This is a genomic window from Streptomyces sp. NPDC043427, from assembly GCF_056436655.1.
Map to the genome: position 1 here is coordinate 1 of NZ_JBWKCC010000054.1, position 20,177 is coordinate 20,177.

At 70.4% G+C, this 20,177-nt stretch carries 19 protein-coding genes; 15 read left to right on the forward strand and 4 right to left on the reverse strand.

The window, feature by feature from the left end; translation table 11 throughout:
• Positions 1 to 103 precede the first annotated feature (103 nt).
• From AC067M_RS44915 to AC067M_RS44955, 9 genes are all read left to right on the forward strand, one after another.
• On the forward strand, positions 104 to 748 hold the full coding sequence (locus tag AC067M_RS44915) for an HAD family hydrolase (protein ID WP_478702771.1): 645 nt from the start codon (positions 104 to 106) through the stop codon (positions 746 to 748).
• Positions 749 to 817: 69 nt separating this feature from the next.
• Complete coding sequence (locus AC067M_RS44920) at positions 818 to 1,534, forward strand: VC0807 family protein (RefSeq protein WP_478702772.1); 717 nt, start codon at positions 818 to 820, stop codon at positions 1,532 to 1,534.
• Positions 1,535 to 1,613: 79 nt separating this feature from the next.
• Entirely contained in the window at positions 1,614 to 2,828 is a 1,215-nt protein-coding gene (locus tag AC067M_RS44925; RefSeq protein ID WP_478702773.1) for an MFS transporter, read from the forward strand.
• Positions 2,779 to 3,951 (forward strand): acetoin utilization protein AcuC, encoded by a 1,173-nt coding sequence (locus AC067M_RS44930; protein ID WP_478702774.1) that lies wholly within the window; start codon positions 2,779 to 2,781, stop codon positions 3,949 to 3,951. The genes AC067M_RS44925 and AC067M_RS44930 overlap by 50 nt, the downstream gene beginning before the upstream one ends.
• Before the next feature lie 176 nt (positions 3,952 to 4,127).
• Positions 4,128 to 4,943: a phosphatase gene (locus AC067M_RS44935; protein ID WP_478702775.1), complete on the forward strand. Its 816-nt coding sequence runs from the start codon at positions 4,128 to 4,130 to the stop codon at positions 4,941 to 4,943.
• Between the two features lie 134 nt (positions 4,944 to 5,077).
• Positions 5,078 to 5,287: a helix-turn-helix domain-containing protein gene (locus AC067M_RS44940; RefSeq protein ID WP_093781815.1), complete on the forward strand. Its 210-nt coding sequence runs from the start codon at positions 5,078 to 5,080 to the stop codon at positions 5,285 to 5,287.
• Between the two features lie 164 nt (positions 5,288 to 5,451).
• On the forward strand, positions 5,452 to 5,550 hold the full coding sequence (locus AC067M_RS44945) for a 30S ribosomal protein bS22 (protein WP_003948845.1): 99 nt from the start codon (positions 5,452 to 5,454) through the stop codon (positions 5,548 to 5,550).
• 203 nt (positions 5,551 to 5,753) lie between these two features.
• Positions 5,754 to 6,815 (forward strand): NAD-dependent epimerase/dehydratase family protein, encoded by a 1,062-nt coding sequence (locus AC067M_RS44950; RefSeq protein ID WP_478702776.1) that lies wholly within the window; start codon positions 5,754 to 5,756, stop codon positions 6,813 to 6,815.
• Positions 6,816 to 6,829: 14 nt separating this feature from the next.
• On the forward strand, positions 6,830 to 7,891 hold the full coding sequence (locus AC067M_RS44955) for a lysophospholipid acyltransferase family protein (protein WP_478702777.1): 1,062 nt from the start codon (positions 6,830 to 6,832) through the stop codon (positions 7,889 to 7,891).
• A 74-nt stretch (positions 7,892 to 7,965) separates the two neighbouring features.
• On the opposite strand, the gene AC067M_RS44960 is transcribed toward AC067M_RS44955, so the two are convergent.
• From AC067M_RS44960 to AC067M_RS44970, 3 genes are all read right to left on the reverse strand, one after another.
• Complete coding sequence (locus AC067M_RS44960; RefSeq protein WP_478702778.1) at positions 7,966 to 9,192, reverse strand: DUF5667 domain-containing protein; 1,227 nt, start codon at positions 9,190 to 9,192, stop codon at positions 7,966 to 7,968.
• 233 nt (positions 9,193 to 9,425) lie between these two features.
• Positions 9,426 to 10,259 carry an ECF subfamily RNA polymerase sigma factor, BldN family gene (locus AC067M_RS44965; RefSeq protein ID WP_478702779.1) on the reverse strand — a complete coding sequence of 278 codons (834 nt, stop codon included), beginning with the start codon at positions 10,257 to 10,259 and terminating at the stop codon, positions 9,426 to 9,428.
• 300 nt (positions 10,260 to 10,559) lie between these two features.
• Positions 10,560 to 11,492 carry an HAD family hydrolase gene (locus AC067M_RS44970; RefSeq protein WP_393630729.1) on the reverse strand — a complete coding sequence of 311 codons (933 nt, stop codon included), beginning with the start codon at positions 11,490 to 11,492 and terminating at the stop codon, positions 10,560 to 10,562.
• Between the two features lie 103 nt (positions 11,493 to 11,595).
• Here AC067M_RS44970 and AC067M_RS44975 point away from each other — a divergent pair, with 103 nt between their 5' ends.
• From AC067M_RS44975 to AC067M_RS45000, 6 genes are all read left to right on the forward strand, one after another.
• Positions 11,596 to 11,865 carry a glutaredoxin family protein gene (locus tag AC067M_RS44975; RefSeq protein ID WP_478702780.1) on the forward strand — a complete coding sequence of 90 codons (270 nt, stop codon included), beginning with the start codon at positions 11,596 to 11,598 and terminating at the stop codon, positions 11,863 to 11,865.
• 280 nt (positions 11,866 to 12,145) lie between these two features.
• Positions 12,146 to 12,910, forward strand: a complete 765-nt coding sequence (locus AC067M_RS44980; RefSeq protein ID WP_478702781.1) for a redox-sensing transcriptional repressor Rex — start codon at positions 12,146 to 12,148, stop codon at positions 12,908 to 12,910.
• Complete coding sequence (locus tag AC067M_RS44985; protein WP_478702782.1) at positions 12,907 to 14,646, forward strand: glutamyl-tRNA reductase; 1,740 nt, start codon at positions 12,907 to 12,909, stop codon at positions 14,644 to 14,646. Before AC067M_RS44980 ends, AC067M_RS44985 begins: the two co-directional genes overlap by 4 nt.
• Positions 14,643 to 15,617 carry a hydroxymethylbilane synthase gene (gene hemC, locus AC067M_RS44990; RefSeq protein WP_478702783.1) on the forward strand — a complete coding sequence of 325 codons (975 nt, stop codon included), beginning with the start codon at positions 14,643 to 14,645 and terminating at the stop codon, positions 15,615 to 15,617. Before AC067M_RS44985 ends, hemC begins: the two co-directional genes overlap by 4 nt.
• Positions 15,614 to 17,320, forward strand: coding sequence for a bifunctional uroporphyrinogen-III C-methyltransferase/uroporphyrinogen-III synthase (locus AC067M_RS44995; RefSeq protein ID WP_478702784.1), 1,707 nt, complete (start codon positions 15,614 to 15,616; stop codon positions 17,318 to 17,320). Before hemC ends, AC067M_RS44995 begins: the two co-directional genes overlap by 4 nt.
• Before the next feature lie 323 nt (positions 17,321 to 17,643).
• Entirely contained in the window at positions 17,644 to 18,648 is a 1,005-nt protein-coding gene (locus tag AC067M_RS45000) for a helix-turn-helix domain-containing protein (protein ID WP_478702785.1), read from the forward strand.
• Between the two features lie 38 nt (positions 18,649 to 18,686).
• Here the strand turns inward: AC067M_RS45000 and AC067M_RS45005 are convergent, their stop codons facing one another.
• Positions 18,687 to 20,075, reverse strand: coding sequence for an FAD-binding oxidoreductase (locus AC067M_RS45005; protein WP_478702786.1), 1,389 nt, complete (start codon positions 20,073 to 20,075; stop codon positions 18,687 to 18,689).
• Positions 20,076 to 20,177: the final 102 nt, after the last annotated feature.

Below are 20,177 nucleotides of genomic sequence, written 5' to 3' on the forward strand. Positions count from 1 at the left end.
ACTGCAGGGGGGACCCTGTGGGAGAGTAGGACGCCGCCGAACAATCATTGGGAAAACCCCCGCACCTCACGGTGCGGGGGTTTTCTGCGTTTAGGCTCTGGATATGCGCTACGACTTGGTGATCTTCGACAATGACGGTGTCCTCGTGGACAGCGAGCCGATCTCCAACCGGCTGCTGGCCGCCTATCTGACGGAGCTCGGGCACCCCACCTCGTACGAGGACTCCATCCGTGACTACATGGGCTCCGCGATGCATCGGATCCACGACCTGGTCCTGGAGCGTACGGGTGAGCGGCTGCCGGCGGAGTTCGACGACGTCTTCCACGGGCGGGTGTTCGAGGCGTTCGAGCGGGAACTGCGGCCCGTGGCTGGGGCCGTGGACGTACTCGAGAAGCTGGCCGCGGACGAGGTGCCGTACTGCGTGGCGTCCTCGGGGAGCCATGAGCGGATTCGGGTGGGGCATCGGACGACCCGGCTGGACCGGTGGTTCGAGGAGTCGCGGATCTTCAGCTCGCAGGACGTGGGGCAGGGGAAGCCGGCTCCCGACCTGTTCCTTCATGCGGCCGAGCGGATGGGTGTGGCGCCGGGCCGCTGTGTTGTCGTGGAGGACTCTCCGCTGGGGGTGGAGGCGGCTGTCGCGGCCGGGATGGACGTGTACGGGTTCACCAGGATGACGCCTGCCCCCAGGCTGGCGGGTGCCACCCAACTCTTCTCCGACATGGGTGAGTTGCCGGCTCTGCTCACCTGACATTTGTCATGCGGAGCACCGGACGATCGTTTCTACTGGCCGACCCCCGTCGGCGGCCAAGCTAGGGGCATGACGACGAACTCGGTTTCCCAGGGTCAGAACATGAAGAAGAACTTCGCGCCGCTGATCGTGGACGTGGCGGTGCCGCTCGGTTCGTACTACCTGTTCAGGGACGGCTTCGGGATGAGCACCTTCGCGGCGCTCGCCTGGAGCAGCGTGGTGCCGGCCCTGCGGACCGTCTGGAGCGCGGTCAAGGAGCGGAGGACCAACGCGCTGGCGGGGCTCATCCTCGTCGTCAACGTCGTGTCGCTGCTGCTCAGCTTCGTCTCCGGCGACCCGCGGCTGATGCTCGCCAAGGACAGCGCGGTCAGCAGCACGGTCGGGATCGGGATCCTGGTGTCCGTGGCGCTCGGAAGGCCGATGATGACCGCGGGCATGAAGCCCTTCCTGGTGAAGGGGAACGCGGCCAGGCAGTCCGCCTGGGAGCGGCTGGAGTCGGGTGTCACGGCCCGTGCGGCGGACTTCCGGCGGAGGGAGCGGGTCTTCTCCCTCGTGTGGGGTGTGGTGCTGCTCGCCGAGTGTGTCGCGCGGATCATCGGGGCGTACACCATCCCCGTGGACACCATGGTGTGGCTGGGTGGGGTCGTCATGGCCGTCTCGATCCTGCTGGGGGTGCTGGTCAGCGGCCGTCTCGCGGCCGGGCCGATGGAGGCCATGGTCACCGTCGAAGTGAAGGACGCGCAGGAGAAGGTGACCGAGGTTCAGGAGCTCGAACTCGCGATCTAGCCCGGTCGGGTAAAGCTGAGGAGAACTCATCTTTGGCTGGATCTACCCACGAGTACGTTGGGGCCCTACGCTCGCCGCCATGACAGATGTGCTGCGGCGCGGTAGGGCCTCATTGGCGTTGAGCTTCTTCGTTCAGGGCGTCGCCTTTGCTCTGCTGGTGACCCGGATCCCGGCCATCCAGGACCGGTACGGCGTGTCCGACGCGCTGTTGCCCGCGTTCCTCGCCGCCGTGCCGGTGCTCGCCGGCGTAGGCAGTGTGGCGACCGAGAAGCTGGTGCGGCGCGTACGGCCCAGTCGGGTGCTGCGCTGGGCCCAGCCCGTCGTGCTCCTGGCCCTGCTCGGGGTCGGCTCCGGGGAGCACATGGCCGAGCTGGGCATTGCGCTCGCCGCCTTCGGGCTCGCCGTGGGTGGGCTGGACGCCTCGATGAACATGCTCGGGGTGAGCCTGCAGCGGACGTACGGGCGCAGCATCATGCTGAGTTTCCACGCGGCGTACAGCCTGGGCGGGATCGTGGGAGCCTCGCTGGCGTGGGCGGGGGCGCACTGGGATCTGGCGCTCTTCGTGTCGTATCTGCCGGTCGTGGTGGTGCTGTTGCCTGCGGCCTTCGTGGGGAGCCGGTGGTACGTCGACGGGGGGAGCGCGCCGGTCGAGGTGAAGGACGAGACGGAGGGCGGGCCCGTCGTCTTCAAGATGCTGTTGCCGCTGTGTCTGGTGATGACGATCGCGTACATCGGCGACTCGACGGTGTCCAACTGGAGCGCGAAGTATCTGCAGGACGTGCTGGGGAGTTCCGAGCAGATGGCGACGGTGCCGTACAACGTGTACATGATCACCACGTTGCTCGGGCGGGTCATCGGGGACTTCGGGGTGCGGCGGTTCGGGGCCGTGGCGGTGGTGCGGGGTGGGGCGGTGGTGGCGGCGCTCGGGTTCGCGGTGGTGGCCGGGGCGCCGGGAGCCTGGGTCGGGATGCTCGGGTTCACGCTGCTGGGGGTGGGGCTGTGTGTGCTGGTGCCGCAGACGTTCGCGGCGGCGGGGCGGCTCTTCCCGGGGGCGTCGGACGCCGCCGTGGCGCGGCTCAATGTCTTCAACTACGTCGGGTTCCTGATCGGCTCGCCGTTGGTGGGGGCGCTGGGGGACGCGTGGACGTATCGGGGGGCCATGCTGGTGCCGATGGTGTTGGTGCTGGTGACGTTGGTGTACGCCAGGTCGTTCGCGGCTCAACCGGACCGATACGGTGGCGGGCATGAGCGGCCGAGCACAGCTGATGTGGGACGAGGCGGTAACGGGCTATGACTTCGGCCCGGAGCATCCGATGGATCCGGTCCGGCTCGCCCTGACGCGACGACTGGTCGACGCCTTCGGGCTCGACCGGGAGGTGGACGTCGTGGCGGCGAAGCAGGCGGGGGAGTCGACGTTGCGGCTCGTCCACCGGGAGGACTACATCGAGGCCGTGAAGCGGGCGTCCGCGGATCCGAAGTCGGCGGACGGGTCGTACGGGCTGGGGACGATGGATGATCCCGCCTTCGCCGGGATGCACGACGTGTCGGCTCTCATCGCCGGGCAGTCGGTGGGGGCGGCGGAGGCGGTGTGGCGGGGGGACGCGCTGCACGCGGTGAACTTCGCGGGTGGGCTGCATCATGCGATGCCCGGGGGTGCGTCGGGGTTCTGTATCTACAACGACGCCTCGCTGGCGATCGCGCGGCTGCTGGAGCTGGGGGCCGAGCGGGTCGCCTACGTGGACGTCGACGTGCATCACGGGGACGGGGTGCAGGCGGCGTTCTGGGAGGACCCGCGCGTGCTGACGATCTCCCTGCACGAGCATCCGCGGACGTTGTTCCCGCAGACCGGGTGGCCGGAGGAGACCGGCGCGGATTCGGCTGAGGGCAGTGCGGTGAATGTGGCGCTGCCGGCGGGGACGGGGGACGCGGGGTGGCTGCGGGCGTTCCATGCGGTGGTGCCGGAGCTGATCGCTGATTTTCGGCCGCAGGTGCTGGTGACGCAGCACGGTGCCGATACGCACTTCGAGGATCCGTTGGCGCATCTGGCTGTGTCGCTGGACGCGCAGCGGGCTGTGCAGGTGGCGTGTCATGAGTTGGCGCATGAGTACGCCGGGGGGAAGTGGGTCGCGTTGGGGGGTGGGGGTTATGCCGTGGTGGAGGTTGTGCCGCGGTCGTGGACGCATCTGGTGGGGGTCGCTGCGGGGCGGCCTGTGGAGCCGGAGGCGTTGATTCCTGAGGGGTGGCGGCAGGAGGTGTTCGCCCGGACTCGGCAGTTGGGGCCTGGGCGGATGACGGATGGGCGGTGGCCGGTGTCATGGGCCGGGTGGGAAGCGGGGTACGACCCTGCGGATCGGCTGGACCAGGCCGTGCTGGCTACTCGGCGGGCGGTGTTTCCGTTGCGGGGGTTGTTGGCGTAGGCGCGCGGCTGTTCTGCTGGCGGTTCGCTCACCCCCGCTTGCGGTGTGCCGCTGCGCCCACCCGTGCCGCCCCAGCGGCACGACTGCCCGCAGCTCAGCGAGCCAGTAGTACGCCAACCGTGCGGTGTTTCCCGGTTCCTGGGGTGGCTCTTGCTGCCTTCCGTCAGCATCGACTCGTGTTGAGTGCTGGGGCTTTACGTGCGCATCTGCTGGCCGCTCGACTGGCTGGGCCCGTGGCGACTTCTCGGGAGGTGAGTCTGCGGAGCTATCGGCTGTTCGCTGCTCGGGATCCCCGGGTGTTGATCGGGATTGATCCGGAGTGGTCGTGGGGCGAGCGGGATCTGCTTGAGTTGATGGCGGACAAGTGTGGGGTTTCGGCCGATCCTGAGTACAGGACCGGCCATGATGTGATTGATCCGGAGCGGACGCTGGCCGCCCTGGACGCCTTCGCGGAACGGCTCTCGGTGGCTGCCCGGCATGGTGCGACCGTGCTTCTGGGGACCGGGCACCCGCATCGGCTGCTCGGTTTCTACGCCGCCTTGGCGGACGCCTTGTCGTCAGTTGGATGTACTGTCCTCACACCGGCGCAGGGTCGCTGTGTCGACATAACGACCCGGTTCGGCCTACGCACGTACAACCTTGATTACGTACGAGGTGTCGCCTTCGTACGAGACCCCGCGGTGGAACGCTCCGGTTGTGAGACCGGCGCACACACCCACTCACCTCTCCCGGTTCGGACCGCGCTGGCCGCGGCCGCGGAGGCCGGCGGGCCGCTGCCCGAGCTGGTGATCGGGGACCATGGCTGGGTCTGCGGGGCAGGTCAGCTGGGGTTCGAGGCCATCGGGCTCGCCGACACGGACGACCCCGCACTGTTCGTCGGGGAGGCGGAGGGGTCCGTATCCGTGGTCGTTCCACTTGATGACGCTGTGCGGTCTCCTTACTACCGTCCGCTGACCCGCTACGTACTCAATCGAGCGTGTCTGTCACAGTAGGCCGCCGATGGGTGCACCTCTTCCCCACTCGCATCACCCGCCCCTACATTGGGGAGTGAGCACGCAGCGACGAAGAGTCACCGGAAGGGGAAGCCGGTGGCCGACGAGTCGAGTGCGGAAGGTTCAGGTGTGACATGGCTGCAGGCGAGAGGCCTCTGAACGAGGTTCAGTTCCTTACCGTGGCGGAAGTCGCCTCGGTGATGCGAGTGTCGAAGATGACCGTGTACCGGCTGGTGCACAGTGGTCATCTGCCCGCGATCCGGGTCGGTAGGTCGTTCCGCGTCCCGGAGCAAGCGGTTCACGAGTACCTTCGCGAGAGCTACGTGGGGGTGGAAACCGCCTGAGCGGCGTCGCCGAGGGGGTCCGCACCGACGGTACAGGGCACTTCGGGACCCCCTCGGCGCCCTCGATTACGACCTCAGCGCTCGGGCAGGTAGGCTAGCCCCTCGTAGGTCGTATGGGCCCATGGCGCCCAGCACCGAGTGATGAGAAGTGAGCGAGGGTAGTCGTGGGCTCTGTTATCAAGAAGCGGCGCAAGCGGATGGCCAAGAAGAAGCACCGCAAGCTGCTCAAGCGCACGCGCGTTCAGCGTCGTAACAAGAAGTAAGTTACGCACGCGACGCAGCGAGAGCGTGTTGTGGCCCCCCACCGGTTGAGGTGGGGGGCCACTCGTACGTACGGGGGTTCCCGCCGCCTCGTGCGTCAGGCGGTCATCACAGCGCAACACCGAACCGCTAAGTTGGCCCGCAGACGGGGAACTCGGCAGCGTGTGCGCAGCTGAGGGACGACGGCGGAAGGAAGGCGCTGATCTTGGGCAAGGTCGTGCTCGTGACCGGAGTGGCCCGTCAGTTGGGGGGCCGTTTCGTACGACGGATCCAGCGTGACCCACAGGTGGACCGGGTCATCGCCGTGGACGCGGTCCCGCCCGAGCATCATCTGGGCGGCGCGGACTTCATCCAGGCCGACATCCGGCAGTCAACCATCGCGCGCGTACTCGCCGAGACGGGCGCCGACACGGTCGTCCACCTCGACGTCACCGGGACCGCGCTGGGCGGCGGCAGCCGGGCCACGGTCAAGGAGACCAACGTCATCGGCACCATGCAGCTGCTGGGTGCCTGTCAGAAGTCCCCGAACGTGAAGCGGCTGGTCGTGAAGTCCAGCACGAACGTGTACGGGTCCGCGCCCCGCGATCCAGCGGTGTTCACCGAGACGACCCCGGCGAAGTCGCTGCCGAGCGGCGGCTTCGCCAAGGACACCTGCGAGGTCGAGGGCTATGTGCGCGGGTTCGCGCGGCGGCGGCCCGACGTGGCCGTGTGTGTGCTGCGGTTCGCGAACATCCTGGGGCCGACCGCGGAGACACCGCTCGCCGCGTACTTCTCGCTGCCGGTCCTGCCGACGGTGTTCGGCTACGACCCGCGGCTGCAGTTCGTGCACGAGGACGACGTGATCGAGGTGCTGCGGATCGCCTCCCACGAGCCGGTGCGGGGCACGCTCAACAGCGGCACGTTCAACATCGCCGGCGACGGTGTCCTGCTGCTCTCCCAGTGTTCCCGGCGGCTCGGCCGCCCCACCGTGCCGCTGCTGCTGCCTGCGGTCACGTGGACGGGGTCCCTGGTGCGTACGCTGGGGATGACGGACTTCTCGCCCGAGCAGATTCGGCTGCTGACCCACGGCAGGGTCGTGTCAACGGACCAGATGCGCGAGACGCTGGGGTTTCGGCCGAAGTACACGACCGCAGAAACGTTCGCGGACTTCGCGCGCAGCCGTGGGCCCGGGCTGCTGCCGCCGGAGGCCCTCGCGGGGGCCGTCGACCGGATCGCCGGGCTGCCCGTGCCGGGCAACGGCCACCTCCCGACGCAGAGCGCCAACTGAGGAGCGCATCAACGATGGCGGACGCCAAGGTCATTCCGTTCGACGACGACCGGTCCCGTGGGGCTGCCGCGCCGCGGCCGTCGCGGCGCCGGGGCGGGGGGAGCAGGCGCAAGGGTGGCGAGCAGCCCGCGGTGGTCCGCGAGGTCCAGCCCCTGCCCAGCAGGCCTCCCGCGCAGGATGATGTTCCTGTGACACGTGAGGAACAGCCGCAGGAGAAGCCGCGGACGGACCCTGGTGCTGGTCTGGAGCGCCGGGTCGCGAGCGGCCTCGCGTTCCTGCGGCGCCGGCTCACCGGTGACTACGAGGTCGACGACTTCGGTTACGACGAGGAGTTGACCGACCAGGTCCTGATGTCACTGCTGCGCCCGGTGTACGAGAAGTACTTCCGGGTCGAGGTGAAGGGCGTCGAGAACATCCCGGCGGACGGTGGCGCCCTGATCGTCGCGAACCACTCCGGGACGCTGCCGCTGGACGGGCTGATGATGCAGGTTGCCGTCCACGACCAGCACCCCGCGGGCCGTCACCTGCGGCTGCTCGCCGCGGACCTGGTCTTCGTGCTGCCGGTGGTCAACGAGCTGGCCCGGAAGCTGGGGCACACCCTGGCCTGTGCGGAGGATGCCGAGCGGCTGCTCAGCGAGGGTGAGCTGGTGGGGGTGATGCCGGAGGGCTTCAAGGGCATCGGCAAGCCCTTCAGCGAGCGCTACAAGCTCCAGCGTTTCGGCCGCGGCGGCTTCGTCTCCACGGCGCTGCGGCAGGGGACGCCGATCATCCCGTGCTCGATCGTCGGCGCGGAGGAGATCTACCCGATGATCGGCAACGCCAAGACCCTCGCCAGGGTGCTGGGCTTCCCCTACTTCCCGCTGACCCCGACCTTCCCCTGGCTCGGCCCCCTGGGCGCGATTCCGCTGCCCACCAAGTGGACCATCCAGTTCGGGGAGCCGATCCCCACGGACGGCTATCCGCCGGAGGCGGCCGAGGATCCGATGCTGATGTTCAACCTGACAGACCAGGTGCGCGAACAGATTCAGCACACGCTCTACAAGTTGTTGGTGCAGCGGCGGTCGGTGTTCTTCTAGGCCCTCTTCAGGCCCTTTTCGGGTACGGCGATGGGGGCGCCCCTCCTGGAAGGGGCGCCCCCATCGCCGTGCTGTTACTCGGTGTCCTCGCCGTCGATGCCCAGGCCGGGTAGGAGGCCCGGGAGGAGGGGTGGAACGGTGACGTCCGGTTCGGTGGTGGGGGTCTTGCTCTCGGACGGGGAGGCGGTGTCGGGGGACTGGGGTGGGTCGAGCAGGCCGCCCGTGTTGCCGCCGATGAGGCCGTCGGCCTCGCCGTCGGAGGGGGTCGACTTGCCGGGGCTGCTGGAGTGGCCGCTGTCGGACGCGCTGCTGCCGGTGCTGGGTGCCGCGGGCCTGCCGGAGTCCGACGTACCGGAGGAGGCGGGCTGCTGGCGCCCGTTGCTGCCGCCGGGCCGGGCCGGGGGCTGCGGGAGCAGGGACTGCAGCGGGGCGACCTCTTCGTCTATGGCGTCGAACACCGACGACACCTGCTCGCTGACGTCCCCGAGCTGCACGGGCAGCCTCTCGCGCAGCGCGCCCCACGCCTCGCGGTGCGAGCGGGAGAAGGCGGAGAGGGCCTGCATGGGGCCCAGGGAGTCGGGGTCGCGCGCGTACGCCTCGTGCAGCAGGCGGTGGCCCTCGGAGGCGTCGTGCTGCATGCCCGACAGCGCGCGGCGGATCTCGCCGAGGGACTCGTGGTCCAGATGGCCGCCGCGGTCGCGTTCCATCAGCCTGCGGGCCTCGCTGAGCCGGGTCGAGGCCTGGTCGAGGTAGACCTCCCCCCGTTCGCCGTCGCCCTCGGCCAGGTACTGGAGTTTGAAGTCCTCGATGCCGCGCTTGAGGCCGTAGAGCGAGTCGCCGGGCAGCGCGTCCGAGCTCGCCGCTGCGACTCCGCCGAAGGCGCCCGCGGCGACTCCGACGCTGAGCCCGCCTGCGGTGAGCCCCTTGGCCAGGCGTGAGCGCGGACGCAACTTGCCCAGTCCGGTCGCCCGGTGCGCGCCCCGGCTCCGGTGGGAACGCTGCTCAGGTACTGAAGGGCCTGCCGCCTCGCCTCGCGCGGTGCCCTCCTGCAGCATGGCCTCGAACGCGGCCACGAGCTGAGCCCGCTGAACGACCTTGACCTCGGGGTCCAGCTCCGGCTTGGGCAGCTCGCCGAGACCGGTGGTGAGGGCCAACAGGTGGCCCTGCTCCGTCCGTTCGGCGGCGCCCGGTGCCGGTGCCGGTCCCTCGGGCCGCGCGGCCGCCGTGTCCCGGTCGGACTGCTCCTCCAGAGCCTGGGCGAAGGCGTTCGCCCGCCGGTGCGCCGATACGTTCGCGATCACTGGCGGCACCTCCTCTCGTCATGACGGTCGACTCCCCAGGGGGTCCTGAGGGTTGCACGCCCTGACCACAACCACACGAATGAGTGATTGAAGTCGGCCAGGGAGTGACCACAGGGAGCCTGCATCCCGCACAACGAGCGGCTTGGCACTTGGGTTACGGACGGCGGATGATCCGACCGTGAATCCAACCCACTTTCACCGAGGGTGAGTTGGAGAACGCGGAGTGTGCCACTTCAGCGGGCGTCGTCCGGCAGGAGCCGGGCGAGGGTGCGCACGGCGCGGTACTGGAGGGTCTTGATGGCGCCCTCGTTCTTGCCCATCACGCGGGCGGTCTCGGCGACGGAGAGGCCCTGGAGGAAGCGGAGCGTCACGCACTCCTGCTGCTGGGGGTTGAGCCGCCGTACGGCGTCGAGGAGGGCGGCGTTGGACAGGGACTCCAGGACGGAGTCCTCGGGGGAGCGCTCGACCTCGTTGGCGTCGAGCATCTCGCCGGTGGTCACCTCGAGTCGGAAGCGGCTCGACTTGAAGTGGTCGGCGACCAGGTTGCGGGCGATGGTGACGAGCCAGGCGCCGAAGTCGCGGCCCTGCCAGGTGAAGGTGCCGATGCGGCGCAGGGCGCGCAGGAACGTCTCACTGGTGAGGTCCTCGGCGGTCGCCTTGCCGCCGACGCGGTAGTAGATGTAGCGGTAGACGGTGTCGCTGTACTGGTCGTAGAGCCGGCCGAAGGCGTCGGCCTCGCCGGACTGGGCACGCTCGACGAGATCCATCATGCGGGCGCTGTCGCTGTCGGCGGCCGGTCGGCGGGCGGTGGCCGCGCCGGTGGAACGCCCTCGTCTGCCGCCCGCCCGCCCGTCACCCGACCGCCGCCCCTCACTGACGGCGCTGCGCGCCGACACCTCCTCGAGGCCGTCGGCGAGTGCGTAGCACGGGCCGACGGGCGCGGCGGTGGCGAAGGCGGGGGCGGCGTACGCGGTGGGGACGAATCCGCGCAACAGGCCTTGGACCGTAGCGACCGTTGCGCGCAGCGTAGCCAGGCCCGAGGCGTCAACCCCGACGTGTGGGTACACGGGACTCCCAGAGGCAGAGCTTGCATCACGTGCAGTGCGGAACCATTCACCCGTCGTAGCGACGGAGGGGTACCGGTTTGCGTCTGAGGAGAATAACGCTTCGTGCAGGCCCTGCTACGCCCAGTTGCTCAAATCATCGATTACGTCGCTTCTGTAACCGATTGACGCCCGATCAAGCGCCTGAGAGTGATCGCTTGTTGATCGGAAAGGTTCGGATTCCGAGTGGGTCCGGGGCGTGTTGTGGCGGTGTCCGGACAACAGGGCTGGCCGGAGTGGTGAGGGGTACACCCGTTGGAATTGTTATCGGCGTCGGCGGTGCAGGGCGATCGCCGCGGCCGTGCCGCCGGCCACCGCGCCGACGCCCGCCGCCGCGGGGATGCCGACCTTCGCGGCCTTGCGGCCGGTGCGGTAGTCCCTCAGGCGCCAGTCCAGTTCGCGGGCGTGCCTGCGCAGCTTGGTGTCCGGGTTGATCGCGTAGGGGTGGCCCACCAGGGACAGCATCGGGATGTCGTTGTGGGAGTCGCTGTAGGCCGCGCAACGGGAGAGGTCCAGGCCCTCCGCCGCCGCCAGGGCGCGCACGGCCTCCGCCTTCGCCGGGCCGTGCAGCGGCTCGCCGACCAGCTTGCCCGTGTAGACGCCGTCCACCGACTCGGCGACCGTGCCGAGCGCCCCGGTCAGGCCCAGACGGCGGGCGATCACCTGGGCGATCTCGACCGGCGCGGCTGTGACCAGCCACACCTTCTGGCCGGCGTCCAGGTGGGCCTGGGCCAGCGCGCGGGTGCCGGGCCAGATGCGCTCGGCCATGTACTCGTCGTAGATCTCCTCGCCGATCGACTGCAGCTCGGAGACGCGATGGCCCTTGACGATCGACAGCGCCGAGTCACGGGCGTCCTGCATGTGTTCGGGGTCCTCGATCCCGGCGAGCCGGAACCACGCCTGCTGCCAGGCGAACTTCACGAGGTCCCGCGTCTCGAAGAACTTCCGCTTGTACAGGCCCCGGCCGAAGTGGAACAGGGCGGCGCCCTGCATCACGGTGTTGTCCAGGTCGAAGAAGGCCGCGGCCCGGTCGTCGCCGAGGACCGGGAACTCCGGTTCCTGGTCGGCGCGGTCCGGTCCGACGTCCAGAGCGTCCTGCGAGGACTTGCGGGCGGCCTCCGCCGAGGCTTCGCCAGCCAACACGCTTCGCGCCGTGGCGGAGCGCCTACGGGGAGTGAGCCATCCGAGAGCGGCCATGAGCGTGAGCATAGCCAGTTTGTTCGGTGGTTCCGGAGTCGAGAGGTTTGAAGCCTGTGAACTCTCCGCGGCTGGGCCGTTAAGGAAGCGCGAGAATGGCGGCATGAGTCCCCTCTTTCGTCGTAGCGCCCCCAGGGAGCGCCTCGTCACCCTCATTCGGAAGCCCGGTTGCCATCTGTGTGATGACGCACAGGTCGTGGTCGAGAAGGTGTGCGGTGATCTGGGGGTCCCCTGGGAGGGCAAGGACATCACGCAGGACGCCCGGCTCCATGACCAGTACTGGGAGCAGATCCCCGTCGTGCTGATAGACGGCAAGCAACACACCTTCTGGCGCGTGAACGAGGAACGGCTCAGGAAGGCACTGACCGACTAGTCCAACTGGTCGGCAAACTCGCTTAGGATCGATGGCGGCTTGGTCTCGGGGGCGGGATTCGTGAGGAGAGTGTGCGGTTTTGCCCCCAGGAGGAGAGGAACGGCGGCGCCGGTGCGCCGGTTCCATACAAGTGCGCCGGGGGCGCGTGACCCCGGTCACGTTGGCCGGGCAAATCGGACACCATCTTTGTGCACGCGTTCACAAAGACATAGCCTGCATTCGACGGGGCGGTCATGGCACGTCTGACCGCCTGCAGCCCCGCTCTACCCGCAGGAGCACCGTGGCAACTGGCCGAACTCACCGACCGGCGACCCGAAGCCGAGGGATTCCCGAGGCCACCGTCGCCAGGCTTCCGCTGTACCTCCGCGCCCTGACCGCACTGTCGGAGCGCTCGGTACCCACGGTCTCCTCCGAGGAGCTGGCCGCGGCAGCGGGGGTCAACTCCGCCAAGCTGCGCAAGGACTTCTCCTACCTGGGCTCCTACGGCACGCGCGGTGTCGGCTACGACGTCGAGTACCTCGTCTACCAGATCTCCCGCGAGCTGGGCCTTACCCAGGACTGGCCCGTCGTGATCGTCGGTATCGGTAACCTCGGCGCCGCCCTCGCCAACTACGGCGGGTTCGCCTCCCGTGGCTTCCGGGTCGCCGCCCTCATCGACGCCGACCCCGCGATGGCCGGCAAGCCCGTCGCCGGGATGCCCGTTCAGCACAGCGACGACCTGGAGAAGATCATCCAGGACAACGGCGTCTCGATCGGCGTGATCGCGACCCCCGCCGGTGCCGCACAGCAGGTCTGCGACCGGCTCGTGGAGGCGGGCGTCACCTCCATCCTGAACTTCGCGCCGACCGTGCTGTCCGTCCCGGACGGTGTCGACGTGCGCAAGGTCGACCTCTCCATCGAGCTGCAGATCCTCGCCTTCCACGAGCAGCGCAAGGCCGTCGAGGAGGCCGCGTCGAGCGACGGCGCCGGCCCGGTCGCCGCCGCCCGCAAGGCGTCCGCCGACAAGGGACCCGACGGGGACGTCCCCGCCGTGATGCCGGCATGAGTCTCCTCGTCGTGGGACTGAGCCACCGCAGCGCCCCCGTCAGCGTCCTGGAGAGGGCCTCCCTCAGCACGGACGCCCAGCTCAAGCTGCTCCAGGACACGGTCGCCGCCGAACCGGCCACCGAGGCCGCGGTGCTGGCCACCTGCAACCGCATCGAGCTCTACGCCGACGTGGACAAGTTCCACGCCGGTGTCGCCGAGCTGTCCACGCTGCTCGCCCAGCACAGCGGGGTCGGCCTGGAGGAGCTCACTCCCTATCTCTACGTGCACTACGAGGACCGCGCCGTCCACCACCTGTTCTCGGTGGCCTGCGGCCTGGACTCCATGGTCGTCGGCGAGGGCCAGATCCTCGGCCAGATCAAGGACTCCCTCGCCCGCGCCCAGGAGCTGCACAGCGCCGGACGCCTGCTGAACGACCTGTTCCAGCAGGCCCTGCGGGTCGGCAAGCGCGCCCACTCCGAGACCGGCATCGACCGCGCCGGACAGTCCCTGGTCACCTTCGGCCTGGAGCAACTGGCCGCGGGCGCGGACGTGCAGGGCTGGGCCCACGGCAAGAAGGCCCTGGTCATCGGCGCCGGCTCCATGTCCTCCCTGGCCGCCGCGACCCTCGCGCGCGCCGGGGTCGCCGAGATCGTCGTCGCCAACCGCACCGAGGACCGCGCCGAGCGCCTCGCCCAGATCCTTACTGAGGGCGACGACACGGACGTGCTGGCCCGCGCGGTGCCGATCGAGTCGGTGCCGGTCGAGCTGACACGTGCCGACATCGCCGTCTCCTGCACCGGCGCGACGGGAATCGTCCTCACCGCCGGGGTGATCGCGGAGGCGGTCGAGGGCCGCACCGGTGAGCCCGTCGCGGAGATCGGCGAGGACCGTCGTACGACCATCGACGGCGACGACCGCCGTACGACCTCTCCCCGCGCGGACATACGGGACACCCCGCTGCCGCCCGCCACGGTCGGCGCCGACGAGAACTGCCCGCTGGACCTCGGCGCCGTGCAGCCCGGCTTCTCCGTGATGGGGGAGGCGGCCGTGGCCGGGATGGACGCGGCGACGCTGGAGCAGCACGCCGCCTGGGCCGCCGGTGCCTCCGTGGACCGTCGTGAGGCCGCCCGCCGCAGCCCCGAGGCCGACGCCGAGCTGATCACCGCGCTCGCCGCGACCGCGGCCACTCTCGGCCGCATCCCCGAGCGCCGCAGGCCCGAGCCGGTCGTCGAGGCCCCGCGCCCCGAGCCGGTCCTCTTCCTCCTCGACCTCGCGATGCCCCGCGACATCGACGCGGCCGCGCACCGCCTCGCCGGGGTGCGCCTGGTCGACCTCGAGTCGCTCGCCGAAGCCTCCGCGGACGCTCCGATGGCTGCCGACGTCGACCAGGTCAGGCGTATCGTCTCCGACGAGGTCGCGGCCTTCGGGGCGGCGCAGCGGGCGGCGCACATCACGCCCACCGTGGTCGCCCTGCGCACCATGGCCGCCGACGTCGTCGCAGGCGAGATCGCCCGGCTGGAGGGGCGGCTGCCCGGCCTCGACGACAAGCACCGCGCGGAGATCACACAGACCGTGCGACGCGTCGTCGACAAGCTGCTGCACGCGCCGACCGTACGGGTCAAGCAACTCGCGGCCGAGCCCGGCGGCGCCGGGTACGCGGACGCGCTGCGCACCCTGTTCGACCTCGACCAGGAGACGGTCGCCGCCGTGTCCCGGGCCGAGGACAGCACCGAGAAGAACCGAGGGCCGGTATGAGTACCAGGGCGCTGAGGCTCGGGACCAGGCGGAGCAAACTCGCCATGGCCCAGTCCGGGCAGGTGGCGGACGCCGTGAGCCGGGTGACCGGACGGCCCGTCGAGCTCGTCGAGATCACCACCTACGGCGACACCTCCCGCGAACACCTCGCGCAGATCGGCGGCACGGGTGTCTTCGTGACCGCGCTGCGCGACGCGCTGCTCAGGGGGGAGGTCGACTTCGCGGTTCACTCGCTGAAGGACCTCCCGACCACGCAGCCCGAGGAACTGGCGCTGGCCGCCATCCCGGTGCGTGAGGACCCGCGTGACGTCATCGTCGCCCGGGACGCCCTGAAGTTCACCGACCTGGTCGCGTCCTCCCCGAAGGGGGTCGCGCGCATCGGTACCGGCTCGCCGCGCCGCATGGCGCAGCTGAACGCGTACGCGCGCAGCCACGGGCTGGACATCGAGACGGTCCCGATCCGCGGGAACGTCGACACGCGCATCGGATACGTCCACGACGGCGAGCTGGATGCCGTCGTGCTGGCCGCCGCCGGACTGAACCGGATCGGCCGGAGCGACGAAGTGACCGACTTCCTGTCGGTCGACACGGTTTTGCCCGCCCCCGGCCAGGGGGCTCTGGCGATCGAATGCGCCGCCGACCAGGCGGAACTGATCGCCGCGCTCGCGGAGCTCGACGACCCGTTCACACGGGCCGCCGTGACCGCCGAGCGGTCACTGCTCGCCGCCCTGGAGGCCGGCTGCAGCGCCCCTGTGGGCGCGCTGGCCGACCTGCTGGCCGACGGGCAGATTGTCAAGGAAATGCGCCTGCGGGGCGTCGTCGGCACGACCGACGGCACCCGCATGGTGCAGCTGTCCACCACCGGTCCCGTGCCCGAGACGCACGACCGGGCAACGGCGCTCGGTCGCGAACTCGCCACCGAGATGCTCGCCCAGGGCGCGGCCGGTCTGATGGGGGAGCGAGCACATTGAGCCCCACCACCCTTCCCGCCGGTCCGGAACACGGGCACGTCACCTTCCTCGGTGCCGGACCCGGGGATCCGGGACTACTGACTCTGCGCGCCGTGGAGGCGCTGGCCAACGCGGACGTCCTGGTCGCCGAGCACGAGGTGCTCGACGTCGTACGCGTCCATGCCAGGCCGGGCGTCTCCGTGGTGGACACGGAGGCGGATCCGTCATCGGACCCGGTTCCGGGCACAGGCGCGCCTCAGCTGACGGTCGTTGACGGCTCGTCAACAACCGTTCCGATCCCCGTGGTGCGGGATGCCGCACATCTTGTCATGGAGGCCGCGCGGGGCGGCAGGCGGGTCGTCCGTGCGGTGTCCGGGGACCCCGGACTCGACACGTACGCCGCCGAGGAGATGCTCGCCTGCGCCGCCGCGGGCGTGCCCTTCGAGGTCGTGCCCGGTGTCGCCGCGGCCGTCGGCGTGCCCGCGTACGCCGGTGTCCCGCTGCGGGACGCGCAGGGCACGGACGTGCGGTTCGTGGACGCCCGTACCGCTTCCGACCGGTGCTGGACCGAGGTCGGGGCGTCGGACGGGACCGTCGTCGTCTCCACGACGCTGGACTCCGTGGCCGCCGCGGCGGGCGAGCTGGTGGCCGCGGGCCGCAAGCCCGACACCCCGATGACGGTGACCGTCGCCGGTACGACCACCCGGCAGCGGACCTGGACCGCGACGCTCGGCACCATCGCGCAGACGCTGAAGCAGGCGAAGGTGCTGCCGTCGCCCGAGGGCGGCCGGCCGGTGATAGCCGTGGTCGGTGAGCGTTCCGCCCCCGCCCAGCGCGACCAGCTGGCGTGGTTCGAGTCCAAGCCGCTGTTCGGCTGGAAGGTGCTCGTCCCGCGCACGAAGGAGCAGGCGGCGTCGCTCTCCGACCAGCTGCGGTCCTATGGCGCCGTGCCGCACGAGGTCCCGACGATCGCCGTCGAGCCGCCGCGGACGCCCCAGCAGATGGAGCGCGCCGTCAAGGGTCTGGTGACGGGCCGTTACGAGTGGATCGCCTTCACCTCGGTCAACGCGGTCAAGGCCGTGCGGGAGAAGTTCGAGGAGTACGGGCTCGACGCGCGTGCCTTCGCGGGGATCAAGGTCGCGGCGGTCGGGGAGCAGACCGCCAAGGCGCTCATCGCGTTCGGTGTGAAGCCCGACCTGGTGCCCAGCGGCGAGCAGTCGGCGGCGGGGCTGCTGGAGGACTGGCCTCCCTACGACCCGGTGTTCGACCCGATCGACCGCGTCTTCCTGCCGCGTGCCGACATCGCCACGGAGACCCTCGTCGCCGGGCTCATCGAGCTGGGCTGGGAGGTCGACGACGTCACGGCGTACCGGACCGTGCGGGCGTCGCCGCCGCCGGCGGAGACCCGGGAGGCGATCAAGGGCGGTGGCTTCGACGCCGTGCTCTTCACGTCGTCGTCCACCGTGCGGAACCTGGTGGGTATCGCCGGGAAGCCGCACAACGTGACCGTGATCGCCTGTATCGGGCCGGCCACCGCGAAGACCGCCGAGGAGCACGGGCTCCGGGTGGACGTGATGGCTCCGGAGCCGTCCGTGCACAAGCTGGCGGAGGCGCTGGCGGACTTCGGTACGAAGCGGAGAGCTGCGGCGCTTGAGGCTGGGGATCCGGTTACGCGGCCCAGCGAGCGGCGGCCGGGGGCGCGGCGGCGGCGGTCTACGACGTGAGGCACCCCTGGGTATGACGGACGCGTCCCGTACTGCGGTACGGGGCGCGTTCTTTTTCCGGGCGTCCTTTCGCGGGCATCGGTCGGGCCATGCGTGCCAAGGAACTGTCCCAGAGCCCATCCTTCCGCTCAGTATCCTGCTCCAATGGTCGACGTGGGGGTGAGCGAGCTGCGCCGCAGCCGCGACAGACTGGCGAGGCATGCGCAGGCCGCCGAGCAGGCGGCAACGTCCACAACTCCACATCCCCACACATGCATCGGCCCCCGCCGGGACGGCAATCCCAGTGCGAGGGCCTGACCAACGAGGAAGAGCGGACCTTCCCCATGGCTGAGCAGAAGCCTAACGCTGCCGTGCGTCCGGATCAGGATGTTCGGCGAAGCACCACCCACTCCGGTGTCACCCACGTACGGGCGTACCAGTCGGGCCACTACACCGTCATCGGCAATCACCTCGCCCAGCACCGCGAGCTGTCGCTGACCGCGATCGGACTGGCCACTCACATCCTGTCGCTGCCGGAGGGCGCCCCGGTCGACATCCGCAGCCTCGCCGACCGCTTCCCCGAGGGCCGGGACCGGATCGCCTTCGCCCTGCGGGAGTTGGAGGCGTACGGCTACCTGGAGCGGGTGCGGGAGCGTACGGAGGCGGGGCGGCTGTTCACCCGCACGTACGCGCACCACACGCCCGGCGCCACCACGGCGCACTCGGCCTCCGGGCGAATCCCCACGACCCGCCCTCGCGGCCGAAGCGCTGTGGTGCGCCCTTCAGGGGACGACCCACAGACGTCTCAGGAGGACGACCGAGGCCCGGACCAGTCGGCGTCCTGCGACACACAAGCCGCTCCCGTACTCACCCAGCCGCCTGAGGAGCCCGAGCGGCGGGCCGTACCGCAGAGCCCGCCCCCGGAAGAAGCCCCTCACGACGGCCGCCATGAGAGGGCCATCGCCCTCCTCGCGGCCTTGCGCCACACCGACGCCCGCCTCACCCTCTCCCACCGGGACGTGCGGGCGCTCGCACCCGCCGTCTCCGCCTGGTTCGACCGTGGTGCCCCGGCCGCCGTCGTCCACCGCGCCCTGACTGCCGACCTCCCTGCGGACATGCGACGCCCGGCCGGCGTGCTCGGCTACCGCCTCCGCGAACTGCTGCCCGCACCCCTTCCGACGATCCCGGCGCCACCGGCCGTACCGGCAGATGCCCAGGCGGGCCGCCGTCCTCACCCCTTCCAAACCTGCGACGGCTGCGAACGCGCCTTCCGTGCCCCGCAGGCCGGCCGCTGCCGCGACTGCCGACGCGCGTCGTCGACTGCAGGCAGTTCACTCAGTGCGGCTTGAGCCGTCCGAGGCTCCCTCAGTCGCGCGGGTAACACTGTCTACGCGGGCATCACCGTGTGCCCGTAGCGGAGCAGGTTGCCTGGGTCGTACGTCGTCTTCGTGCGGCCCAGGCGGGCGTAGACCTCCGGGGTCCAGGCGCGGGCGCGGTCGCGGTCGTCGCCGGGGGTGCCGTGGATGTTGACCATGGTGAGGCCGGTGCCGTGGGGGGCCATCGCGTGGTGCAGGGAGAGGGTGGCCGTCTCCACGGCCGCTGCGGCCTGCGGTGAGACGAGGGCGCCGACCGTTTCCAGGATGTAGCTGGCGTCGCGGGCGCAGATCGCGTCCTCGACGTGGGCGGGGCGGGACAGTTGGCCGCCCATGTGGCGCAACTCCACCAGGAGCAGGGGGTAGTCGGTCATGGCCGGGCCGGCCTCGGACAGGAACGTGTCCACCGCGTCGGGGGTCAGATCGCGCAGCAGGGCGCAGGACTCCCTCGCGGGGAGGGGGTCCTGCGGCTCCATGTAGATGCGGTCCACGTCCGTGTAGTCCATCTCCTCCACGGTGTCGACCGTGACCGGCGCCGCCTCACGGATCGGGGCCAGCCGTGCCTGGCCCTCCGCCACGTCGCCGGTCCAGGCCACCGCCACGCGGGCCCAGAAGCCGCCGCGCAGGGGCTCCGGGATCGCCGGCAGCGGGGGCAGGCGCAGGAGCGAGAACGCCGAGTTCATTTCGACGGGCAGCGTGGGCGTCCAGTTCGCCCAGGTGCGCAGCAGGGCCTCCGCGTGCTCGCCGGGACAGTAGATGCCGCCGCCGAGGATGCGGGACAGCGGGAGCAGGTCGAAGGTCATCTCGGTCACGATGCCCACGTTGCCCTTGCCGCCGCGCAGCGCCCAGAACAGGTCGGGATCGTGTCCCGCGTCGACGTCGTGCAGCGTCCCGTCGGGCGTGACGAGCCGGAGGGAGCGGACGAGGTCGGCCGCGTAGCCGTACGCCCGGCCGAGGAGCGGGAGGCCGCCGCCCAGTGTGTAGCCGACCACGCCCGCGTCCGTGGACGTGCCACACAGCGCGGCGAGGCCGTGCTGGGCGGCCGCTTCCAGGACATGGCTCCACCTCGCGCCGGCCGCCACCGTCGCCGTGCGCTCGCGCGGATCGATCCGTACGTCCGTCATGCGGACGGTGGTGATCAGCAGGCCCCGGTCGATGGGGTAGTTCGCGCCGTGACCGGTGGCCTGGACGGCCACGGGGGTGGCGGTGGCGGTGGCCCAGCGCAGCGCGCCCACGATGTCGTCGGCGCAGGTCGCGCCCACGACGATGTCCGGGGTGTGGGCGGCCGCCAGGTTGAAGCCGGTCACTTCGGCGACGTAGCCGTCCTCCCCGGGGCGCAGGACCGGGCCACGGACTCCGGACAGGGCGAACAGGTCGGACGGGGTGTGGTGGGTCGCGGTCATCGCGGGCTCCGTGGGGCAGCTACGCAGGTACGGCGGGTCCTCGCGTGCTTGTTGAGACTGGCACTTCCAGCATGGACCCGGGAGGTGGGCCGCGCATGTGCG

What these genes read in the sequence shown, in the direction of transcription:
- AC067M_RS44970 (WP_393630729.1), bottom strand. Translation starts at nt 11,492, where the DNA reads ATGGCCGCTCTCGGATGGCTCACTCCCCGTAGGCGCTCCGCCACGGCG.
- AC067M_RS45000 (WP_478702785.1), top strand. Translation starts at nt 17,644, where the DNA reads ATGGCTGAGCAGAAGCCTAACGCTGCCGTGCGTCCGGATCAGGATGTT.
- AC067M_RS44930 (WP_478702774.1), top strand. Translation starts at nt 2,779, where the DNA reads ATGAGCGGCCGAGCACAGCTGATGTGGGACGAGGCGGTAACGGGCTAT.
- AC067M_RS44920 (WP_478702772.1), top strand. Translation starts at nt 818, where the DNA reads ATGACGACGAACTCGGTTTCCCAGGGTCAGAACATGAAGAAGAACTTC.
- AC067M_RS45005 (WP_478702786.1), bottom strand. Translation starts at nt 20,075, where the DNA reads ATGACCGCGACCCACCACACCCCGTCCGACCTGTTCGCCCTGTCCGGA.
- AC067M_RS44940 (WP_093781815.1), top strand. Translation starts at nt 5,078, where the DNA reads ATGGCTGCAGGCGAGAGGCCTCTGAACGAGGTTCAGTTCCTTACCGTG.
- AC067M_RS44925 (WP_478702773.1), top strand. Translation starts at nt 1,614, where the DNA reads ATGACAGATGTGCTGCGGCGCGGTAGGGCCTCATTGGCGTTGAGCTTC.
- AC067M_RS44985 (WP_478702782.1), top strand. Translation starts at nt 12,907, where the DNA reads ATGAGTCTCCTCGTCGTGGGACTGAGCCACCGCAGCGCCCCCGTCAGC.
- AC067M_RS44975 (WP_478702780.1), top strand. Translation starts at nt 11,596, where the DNA reads ATGAGTCCCCTCTTTCGTCGTAGCGCCCCCAGGGAGCGCCTCGTCACC.
- AC067M_RS44955 (WP_478702777.1), top strand. Translation starts at nt 6,830, where the DNA reads ATGGCGGACGCCAAGGTCATTCCGTTCGACGACGACCGGTCCCGTGGG.
- AC067M_RS44915 (WP_478702771.1), top strand. Translation starts at nt 104, where the DNA reads ATGCGCTACGACTTGGTGATCTTCGACAATGACGGTGTCCTCGTGGAC.
- hemC (WP_478702783.1), top strand. Translation starts at nt 14,643, where the DNA reads ATGAGTACCAGGGCGCTGAGGCTCGGGACCAGGCGGAGCAAACTCGCC.